Origin of the sequence: Frigoribacterium sp. UYMn621, assembly GCF_040549525.1 — a bacterium.
GTDB lineage: Bacteria > Actinomycetota > Actinomycetes > Actinomycetales > Microbacteriaceae > Lacisediminihabitans.
Map to the genome: position 1 here is coordinate 1 of NZ_JBEPTM010000028.1, position 8,541 is coordinate 8,541.

The following is an 8,541-nucleotide window of genomic DNA, read 5'->3' on the forward strand; positions in this document are numbered from 1 at the left end:
GAGCGCGCTGGTCATGGCGAGGACTGAAGTCGACTCGGGCAAAAACGCTGACGCCGTGACGCTGGCGAAGAACATCATCTCGACCCAGACCGCGGAGATCACCAAGATGAGCGGCCTTCTCGCGTCGCTCGGATAGGACCTTGGACGTGCTCGGGACAGGTTTCGCCGCGGCGAGATCTGTCCTGAGCGCGCAGGCACATGGGCGCATATCGTGAAATCACTCGTTCCTTGACGGCCGTGCGCGATCCGTCCGAAGGCACAGACTCTCTCTCTCTCTCTCTCTCTCTCTCTCTCTCTTTCTCTCTCTCGTGGGTACTGCCGCCGCAGCGCCTTGTGATCGCTATCGTAAAGTCCCAGTGGAGGAGGTACGGATGTCGTCCTATCTGAGCGTGCTCATCGTGCTGGGGGCCTGCGTGGCCGGAATCGGGGCGCTCTATCTGGCTGGGCGGGCGGTTGCGGTTTCTGCCGACACCATCGAGGTGTTGCCTTTCCATTCCGGATGGCAGCCTCAGGAACATGCCCTCTCGCGATTTCACGCCCGCTGGTATCCGCTCACCCTGCTCTTCCTCGCCTTCGATGTGGAGATGCTGTTCATGTATCCCTGGGCGCTCGTCGTCGCACGAAATGGCGCCGAAGCGATCATCGAGATGTTTGTGTTCCTGGGGGTCCTTGTGGCCGGCATCATCTGGGCGTGGCGCGAGGGAGCGCTCCGATGGGTGTGACAGCGGCGATCACGCGGGCGGCCACTCGGCGGGTGCATGTGCTGATTGTCGAAGTGCCTGGACACAGCCTCCTGCGGATGCACGCGCAGGTCGCGATCACCGAGATGGGATGGGTGGAGGCGATCGGGCCAGCGGACGCGGACGCGCTGTTGGTCTGTGGCTCGCCGACCGGCATTCTCCCCTCGATCATCGATGCCGTCTGGGCTCAAATCCCCTCGCCTCGTCACCGGGTGGTCCTCACCGACACGGTTTCTCTCACCGACGCACTCATCGATATTCCAGTGGCGCTTCGGGATGACAAACTGCAGCGCCGCGACGCCGGCACCCGGCGACTGACGCTCGACGACGCGCGTGGACCCGATCCGGCCGCCTCCGCTGACGGCGAGTCGATGCCGAATGAGCATGGTGGAACCCGCGACGCGGACGGCGACATGGACATGGACATGGATATGGATATGGACATGTCGGGACCCGCCGGAATCGCGCTGGCCGGGGGAGACCAGGACCGCGATGGGCTGGAGATGGACGTGACGCACCTGTCCATCGGCCCCATTCTCCCCGCGTGGCCCGCAGATCTCATCGTGCACGCCACACTTCATGGCGATGTCGTCGCCGACGCCCGCATCGAGCGGATCCCGCGTTCAGCAGAACCGGAACAGCCCCCGGTGCTGGCCACGTTGATCGATGATGCGGCGCGCCTACTCGAGGTGGCCGGATGGGAGCCGACCGCACTGTCGCTCGCGCGGATTCGCGGCGATGTCATCACCGGTCGAGACGTCGACCGTCTGCGACCACAGCTTCGCCGAACCCTGGTCCGGGTGCGTCGCTCGCGCACTCTGCGCTGGTCTCTGGCGGGAATCGACGCGGTGCAGCGAGGCGCGCTCCGGATACGGTTGCTCGCCTGGTTGGATACTGCTCTGGAACTTCTCGAGAGTCCGCCGAAGGCGAGGAAGATCCCAGAAGTAATTTCTCTGCGGGTGATTTCGGAAGACGATCTCCGGGAGGCGATAGTCGGGCGGGAGCTGTCGGAAACGCGGCTGATTGTGGCCGGCCTGGGAACCCATCAGCCTTGGCAGAGCGCGGAGGTCACGCATGAGTGACACTTCCATCGCCGCCGTTCTCCTTCTCCCGCTCGGTGTTGTTGCGCTGGCCGGGGTCGCGGCATCCGCCAATGGAGCGTTGGATGCTCGGTCGAAGGGAGCGCCGATGCGATCGGGTTTTGCCGCTCCACTCTGGGATGCCGCGCGTCTTTTGCGACAGCAACGCAGAACAATACCGGGAGCCGATTCGCTACTGTGGCGAATCGCCGGTGCGGGGCTGGGTATTGCCGCTGTTCTGAAAGTGCTTGTCATCCCGTTCGGCGGCTTCACCTTTGCCGACCTGCCGGTGGGGTTGGTGTGGTTCAACGCGATGGACGTGTTGCTCTGGGCTTTGTGGTGGCTGCTCGGCTGGGGGGCGAACAGCACTTGGTCACTCGTCGGCGGCTACCGGTTTCTCGCGCAGGCCCTCTCCTATGAGATTCCGCTCATGTTCGCGCTTACTGCGCCGGCCATCGGCGCCGGGAGCCTCCGACTGCTCGACGTGCAGGCCGCGCAGCAACACCTGTGGTTCATCGTCTGGATGCCGGTGGCGTTCATGGTCTTCGCCGCATCCGTTGTCGCCTTCTCCTCCTGGGGACCGTTCCATACTGCCCTCGGCGAAGACATCGGCGGGGGTGTTCTCTCTGAGCTCAGCGGCATCGACCGATTACTGGTGTTGGGCGGCCGGTACGCCGTCCTGGTCGCGGGCGCCGCGTTCTCGGTGCCACTGTTCCTGGGTGGGGGCGCCGGTCCGTTGCTCCCAGCCAGCGTCTGGGTCGTGGTGAAAACGTGTCTGGTCCTTGCGGCGCTCCTGGGACTCCGACGTCTGTTTCCGATGGTCAGGCCCGACCGGCTGGCCGAAATTGCCTGGGTGATCGTGGTTCCGGTGGTCTTGGTTCAACTGGCCGTCGTCGCCGTTGTGGTCGGCGTGAATGGCGGTGCACTGTGATGACGTTCATTTTGTTCGGGTTCTTCGCCGTTCTGGCGATCGCAGGTGGCATCGCCGTGTTCGTCGTGAACTCGATGGCGCGCGCCACCTACGCACTCGCCGTCTCATTCGTCGCGGTCGGGGCGATGATCGTGATGCTTCACCTTGACTACATCGGGGTGATCACCATCCTGATGATGATAATGGAGATGGCCATAATGGCCGTGTTCATGGTGATGTTCATGGGTATGAATCCGGCGCTGATGCCGATGGATATGACCCACGACAAACGCCGTTCCGCTGTTCTGGCCGTCGTTGTATTCATCGCCCTGGCCGTGGCAATATTCGTCATCCCCTGGCCGGCTCGGACCGGCTCTCCGGCCGCCGATCTGACCCAATCGTTGGGGGACGCGATAATGGGGTCGAAAATGCTCGTCATGTTGACCATCAGCCCGGTTCTTTTCGCCACGATCGTCGCCGGCCTGGTGCTCGCAAACCCCAGAGGACGTTACGACCGGTACGGCGATGACCTCGACCGGGAAACCTCCGATGGCAATGCAGATCCTGAGGATCCGATTCGGGGAGGGATCGGCCGATGACTTTACAACTGGTTCTCTTGGTCGCCGCAGCCCTGTTCGCCATCGGGCTGTACGGAGCGCTATCCCAACAGGTCGTGGTGATGGTCATGATGGGCATCGAGCTGATGATCAACGGTGTGCTGCTCGCCGGGGGCGCTCTGTGGTGGTTCCTCGCACCGACTCCGGATGGGCAAACTGTTCTTCTGGTCGTATTGGCAGCCATGACGGTGGAGATGGCGATGGGATTCGCGGTCGCGACTGTCGTGCACCGGTCCCGGAACTCCGACATGACCGACTCCGCGACGGATCTCGCCGGATGAGCGCCGTGCTACTCGCAGTGATTTTCCTTCCGGCAGCTGCCGGAGTGTCCCTGCTACTGTGCGGACCTCGGGCAAACCGGGGTGCCCCAGCGATATCGATCAGTGTCGCAACTGCGGCTCTGATCGCGGCCGTCAGTGTCACGGTGACCCGGCCAGAGGTGTCGCTCGCGTTCATCTCACCGACCGGGGCGACAGTGGCGGTCGATTCTCTGACCGCCGTTCTTCTGCCCACTATCACCGCTGTAACCCTGTTGGTGCTCATCTTCGCCGTTGCGGAGAAGACGCAGCCGGAAGCACGGTTCCACGGGCTGATGCTCGTCTTCGCTGCAGCGGTCATTCTGACCGTGTCATCGAACTCGCTGCCATCGCTGCTGGCGGGTTGGGAGATCATGGGGGCCACCTCCTATGCGCTGATCGGCTTCCACTGGAGGCAACCGGCGACAATGCCGGCCGGGTTTGTCGCCTTCACCGTCACCCGTGCCGCGGACCTCGGCCTTTATGCGGCTGCCGGAGCGGCGATCGCCGGTGGTGTCGGGTGGAAACTGTCCGATTTGGCAGCCGCCCCGAGCCCCTGGGTGCACGTCATCGCCGCTGGCGTTCTCATCGCGGGACTCGGGAAGGCGGCTCAACTGCCGTTCAGCTTCTGGCTGTCCCGAGCGATGGAAGGCCCCAGCCCCGTCAGCGCCCTTTTGCACTCCGCCGCTATGGTCGCGATGGGCGCCTACCTTCTGCTGCGGCTGGAGCCGCTCCTTCAGGTCACTGGTTGGGCCGGTCCGACCGCGGCCTGGGTGGGCGCGGCGACCACGATCGTGCTCGGGGTCATCGCCCTGGCCCAAAAGGACCTCAAACAACTACTTGCCGCATCCACCGCTGCTCAACTCGGTTTCGTTATCCTCGCCGCAGGCATCGGAGCAACAGCGGGCGGCACCGCACAGCTGATCGGCCACGCTGCGACGAAGGCGCTGCTGTTCCTCGGTGCTGGGGCCTGGTTGACCGCCACCGGCACTAAACAACTCAAAGCCCTTCGCGGCGTCGCCCGCACCTGGCCACTACTCGGAGTGCTGTTTCTGTTCGGGGCAGTGTCTCTGGCCGGGTTACCGCCCTTTGCACTGTGGTGGACCAAGGACGCTGTCCTTGCCGGCGCATTGGCCGCTAGTCCCGCCCTCTATACCGCGGGACTGATCGGGGCGGCACTGTCGGCCGCCTATTCGGCCAAAATGATCGCTACCGTCTGGGCAAAGCCCCACCCTCCCGAGCGAAAACTAGCCGAGGACAAGCTGTGGGATGCCGAGAAGCGGGGAACCCGCGCCGTCCCACCAACCGTGTTGGCACCGATGATCGTGCTCGCCGGTGGAGCTGCTCTGCTCGGAATTCTCGCTATCCCCGGGGTTTCCACGCCATTCCGGGCACTTCTGGGTGCATCTAGCCAACCGGAATCGACGGTACCCGAACTGGTTGCGTCCGCCGTAATTGCCGCCACGACGGTCGCTCTGGTCTTCTGGCGGGGCATCCCGCGAATTCCCGGTGGTGTGACCTGGTTCGGCCTGGAACGGATGGCCGCGATCACTGTTGCCGAACCGACTCTCCGCCTCGCTGGAGCGTTATACCGTTTCGATCGGAAGTTGGATGCGACAGTGGACGGGTCGTTTGCCACCCTCAACTACACGGCGATGGTGATTCAGAGACTCGACCGAGTCGTGGACCGCACAATCGATCGTGGCGCCGGCGGTGTCCGTGGGCTCGGAGCGCGGGTACGAGGCCTGCAGACCGGAAAAATCTCTGACTACTACGCGTTCGCAGCGGTCGTCACTGTCGGTGCTGTTCTTCTGCTGATCGTTGTGAGGTAACCGCATGCTGAGTGTTGTCATTTTCCTTCCCGTCGTGGTCGCCATCTTCCTAGCGTCGATCCGCCGCCTCCCGACCGCCATTGCGCGGTGGGTGTGGGTGGCAACCGCCGCAGTCGATCTCCTGCTGACAGTGATCATCGCGGTGGCACCCTCGCCCTCGTCCGCATTGCGGGGTGAACAGCGACTCTCCTGGATGCCCGGAATCGGCTCGAGCTACCACGTCGGAGTCGACGGACTATCGCTGCCACTTCTTGTTCTCACCGGAGTTATTTTTCTGGTCTGCGCCATCTGGTCCCTTCGGGCGACTGATCGGCCGAGACCGCAGGCTGCGCTGTTCCTGTTCCTTCAGAGCACCTGTCTTGGACTGTTCGCCTCCCAGGACCTGATCCTCTTCTTCGTATTCTTTGACTTGTCCATCGTGGGCATGTATTTCGTCATCGCCGGGTGGGGGCACGGTAACGCGCGCCGGTCCGCGCTCAAATTCTTCCTCTACACCTTCCTCGGATCCCTCGCCCTTCTGCTCGGGTTCATCGGTCTCTACCTCGGCGCCTCTCCACACACCTTCGACATGGTGGAGCTGTCGCGGGCGGGAGCGTTCACTGGCACACCCGTGATGGCAGGCTTCGTGTTGGCAGCGATCGTTGTGGGGCTGGCGATCAAAACGCCCACCTTCCCGTTCCATTCGTGGCTGCCACCGGCGCACACGGATGCTCCGACAATCGGATCAGTGGTTCTTGCCAGTGTCCTGTTGAAGATGGGCACCTACGGTTTCGTCCGTATTGCGATGCCGATGCTCCCCGACACCTGGCGTTCGTACGCTGGTGTGATCGTCGCGGTAGGGATCGTCTCCGTTCTCTACGGTGCGCTGGTCGCGTTGGCGCAGACAGACGTGAAACGGATGATTGCATTCACCTCGATTAACCACATGGGGTACATAATCCTCGCTGTCGGTGCGGCTGGAATTGTCGGCCACAATAGCGAGCAGGCACAACAACTGGCCATCACCGGAGCGGTCACCCAGATGGTGTCTCACGGGCTCATTACCGGTGCTCTGTTTCTCCTGGCCGGCGTCCTTTACGATCGCACCGGCAGCTACGACCTTCGCGACTACGGCGGGCTCGCCCGCCCAGCGCCCCGCTTCGCGGCGTTCTTCGCGGTCGCCGCGTTCGGTTCATTAGGGCTTCCCGGGTTCAGCGGCTTCATCGCCGAGTTCCAGATCTTCACCGGAAGCATCGGCACCACCTGGTGGGCACTGATCGCCCTACCCGGAATCCTGATCACCGCGGTCCTGCTTCTCCGTGCCTTCCAACAGGTGTTCACCGGAGAAACGAAGAATCGCTCCGAAGGATTCCGGGACCTTTTCCCCCGTGAAACGGCATCGCTGGCCATTTTGATGGGCCTCTCGGTGATCATCGGCGTGCTACCGGGGCCGTTGCTTGCGCTCATCCACCCCGCCGTCGATTCCGTCATCAAGGTGATGACCGGATGACATCGATGAACATGACCTATGCTGCCCTCATTCCCGAGGTCGTTCTCTTCGCGGCCGCGGTCATCACCCTCCTCGCCGGCAGCTATCTCCCCCGAAACCGGCAGATCTTCACGCGCTGGTTCGCCCTCGGAGCACTTCTGGTCAGCGCCGCTACAGCGCTGGTGGCGGCCTTCGAGCCCGCGACGGTAATCTTCACGGGAACCTACGCGATCGACAGCGCGACGGCGGTCATCCGTATCGCCGCGCCGCTAGCGACAGGTGTGGTAATTCTGATCGGCCAGGATGAATTCATCGGCTCGGCTCGGGAAAGCGAGACCTATGCACTTCTCGTGCTTGCTACCCTCGGCACCGTCGTCGTCGCCGGTGCCAGCGATTTGCTGGTCGTCATGGGCGGATACCTTCTGGCCAGCATCCCCCTCTACGCGTTGATCGGATTGTCCCGCACAAAGCGGGCAGCCGAGGCCACCCTGAAGACCTATCTTTTGGGTGCGATATTCGGAGTGCTTCTCCTCGCCGGCATCACCCTTCTCACGAGCCTCGGTGCGTCCAGCTCCTACGCGAGTCTCACCCGAGGGCTCGAGCACGCTCCGCCGGCTGCGGTCGCGGCGGGATTCGTCGCCGTGATCATCGGGCTTCTCTTCAAAGCCGGTGGCGTGCCGGGGCATTTCTGGATCCCCGACGCCGCCCAATCCTCGGGAACCGCGGTCGCGGCATTCCTCACCACAGTCCCCAAACTCGGCGCCGTGGTGGCACTCTCTCGCCTTGTGATGGTCGCCCCGGATACCGTGCATCTCCCACTTCTCATCGGAGTGCTCGCTGCGCTCAGCATGACCGTCGGCAACCTCGCCGCGTTGGCACAGACGAACGTTCTCCGCCTCCTCGGTTGGTCCACGGTCAGCCAAGTCGGCTACCTCCTGATGCCCGTCGCCGTCATTACCCTGGCCACACGGGCATCCGCGGCCCTGCTGACCTATCTGGTGCTCTACGCGGTAACCAACCTTGCGGTGTTCGCGGTTGTCGCGTGTTTGCCGCGACGGCCGAGCCTCGCCGACTGGGCCGGAGTCGCGAAGACCCATCCTTGGCTAACCGGCGCTCTTATCGTCGGTTGTCTTAGTCTTCTCGGAACTCCCCCTACCGCAGTGTTCGCGGGAAAACTCGCCGTTTTCACCGCTACCTGGGACGGCGGAATGGCGTGGCTGGTTGTTATCGCCGCAGCGAACACCGTACTGAGCCTTGTCTATTACCTGCGACTTTTCATCAGCCCATTTAACGCACCGGTCGCCGCGACGGATGGATCGAGAACAAGTTCCTTCCCTCGGCGCGCATACGTGATAACCGTCGTTTTGGGAATCGCCACTCTGGCCGCCGGCCCTTTGGCCCTCGGCCTCGGGCTTCTGTGACGCTGATCCGTGCATTCACAGCCGCAACACGATTTCACGATCGACCGACGACGATCACGCAGCCATTGTTACAGAGGGCGATCTGGCCAAGGCTCTGGTGTGTTTGTGACTTGGTCATCGCGCGGTGTGGATTTTGGAAGGAGCAAGCGCATCGAGAAAACCGTCCCAGTGAGGGTTC

At 63.1% G+C, this 8,541-nt stretch carries 9 protein-coding genes; all 9 read left to right on the top strand.

Going from position 1 to position 8,541, the window contains the following annotated elements; all coding sequences use genetic code 11:
• Positions 1 to 13 precede the first annotated feature (13 nt).
• The 9 genes from ABIB54_RS17270 (at position 14) to ABIB54_RS17310 (ending at position 8,363) form a co-directional block, all read left to right on the top strand.
• Positions 14 to 136, top strand: coding sequence for a DUF305 domain-containing protein (locus tag ABIB54_RS17270; RefSeq protein WP_354576772.1), 123 nt, complete (start codon positions 14 to 16; stop codon positions 134 to 136).
• A gap of 235 nt (positions 137 to 371) precedes the next feature.
• Positions 372 to 722 carry an NADH-quinone oxidoreductase subunit A gene (locus ABIB54_RS17275; RefSeq protein ID WP_354576766.1) on the top strand — a complete coding sequence of 117 codons (351 nt, stop codon included), beginning with the start codon at positions 372 to 374 and terminating at the stop codon, positions 720 to 722.
• Between the two features lie 230 nt (positions 723 to 952).
• Positions 953 to 1,822, top strand: a complete 870-nt coding sequence (locus tag ABIB54_RS17280) for a hypothetical protein (RefSeq protein ID WP_354576767.1) — start codon at positions 953 to 955, stop codon at positions 1,820 to 1,822.
• Positions 1,815 to 2,750, top strand: a complete 936-nt coding sequence (locus ABIB54_RS17285) for a complex I subunit 1 family protein (protein WP_354576768.1) — start codon at positions 1,815 to 1,817, stop codon at positions 2,748 to 2,750. Before ABIB54_RS17280 ends, ABIB54_RS17285 begins: the two co-directional genes overlap by 8 nt.
• On the top strand, positions 2,750 to 3,328 hold the full coding sequence (locus ABIB54_RS17290) for an NADH-quinone oxidoreductase subunit J (protein WP_354576773.1): 579 nt from the start codon (positions 2,750 to 2,752) through the stop codon (positions 3,326 to 3,328). The genes ABIB54_RS17285 and ABIB54_RS17290 overlap by 1 nt, the downstream gene beginning before the upstream one ends.
• Complete coding sequence (locus tag ABIB54_RS17295) at positions 3,325 to 3,627, top strand: NADH-quinone oxidoreductase subunit NuoK (RefSeq protein ID WP_185202908.1); 303 nt, start codon at positions 3,325 to 3,327, stop codon at positions 3,625 to 3,627. Before ABIB54_RS17290 ends, ABIB54_RS17295 begins: the two co-directional genes overlap by 4 nt.
• A 143-nt stretch (positions 3,628 to 3,770) precedes the next feature.
• Positions 3,771 to 5,474 (top strand): NADH-quinone oxidoreductase subunit 5 family protein, encoded by a 1,704-nt coding sequence (locus tag ABIB54_RS17300; protein WP_354576769.1) that lies wholly within the window; start codon positions 3,771 to 3,773, stop codon positions 5,472 to 5,474.
• A gap of 4 nt (positions 5,475 to 5,478) precedes the next feature.
• Positions 5,479 to 6,963 carry a complex I subunit 4 family protein gene (locus tag ABIB54_RS17305; RefSeq protein WP_354576770.1) on the top strand — a complete coding sequence of 495 codons (1,485 nt, stop codon included), beginning with the start codon at positions 5,479 to 5,481 and terminating at the stop codon, positions 6,961 to 6,963.
• Positions 6,960 to 8,363, top strand: a complete 1,404-nt coding sequence (locus ABIB54_RS17310; RefSeq protein WP_354576771.1) for an NADH-quinone oxidoreductase subunit N — start codon at positions 6,960 to 6,962, stop codon at positions 8,361 to 8,363. The genes ABIB54_RS17305 and ABIB54_RS17310 overlap by 4 nt, the downstream gene beginning before the upstream one ends.
• Positions 8,364 to 8,541: the final 178 nt, after the last annotated feature.

What these genes read in the sequence shown, in the direction of transcription:
- ABIB54_RS17270 (WP_354576772.1), top strand. Translation starts at nt 14, where the DNA reads ATGGCGAGGACTGAAGTCGACTCGGGCAAAAACGCTGACGCCGTGACG.
- ABIB54_RS17275 (WP_354576766.1), top strand. Translation starts at nt 372, where the DNA reads ATGTCGTCCTATCTGAGCGTGCTCATCGTGCTGGGGGCCTGCGTGGCC.
- ABIB54_RS17285 (WP_354576768.1), top strand. Translation starts at nt 1,815, where the DNA reads ATGAGTGACACTTCCATCGCCGCCGTTCTCCTTCTCCCGCTCGGTGTT.
- ABIB54_RS17290 (WP_354576773.1), top strand. Translation starts at nt 2,750, where the DNA reads ATGACGTTCATTTTGTTCGGGTTCTTCGCCGTTCTGGCGATCGCAGGT.
- ABIB54_RS17295 (WP_185202908.1), top strand. Translation starts at nt 3,325, where the DNA reads ATGACTTTACAACTGGTTCTCTTGGTCGCCGCAGCCCTGTTCGCCATC.
- ABIB54_RS17305 (WP_354576770.1), top strand. Translation starts at nt 5,479, where the DNA reads ATGCTGAGTGTTGTCATTTTCCTTCCCGTCGTGGTCGCCATCTTCCTA.
- ABIB54_RS17310 (WP_354576771.1), top strand. Translation starts at nt 6,960, where the DNA reads ATGACATCGATGAACATGACCTATGCTGCCCTCATTCCCGAGGTCGTT.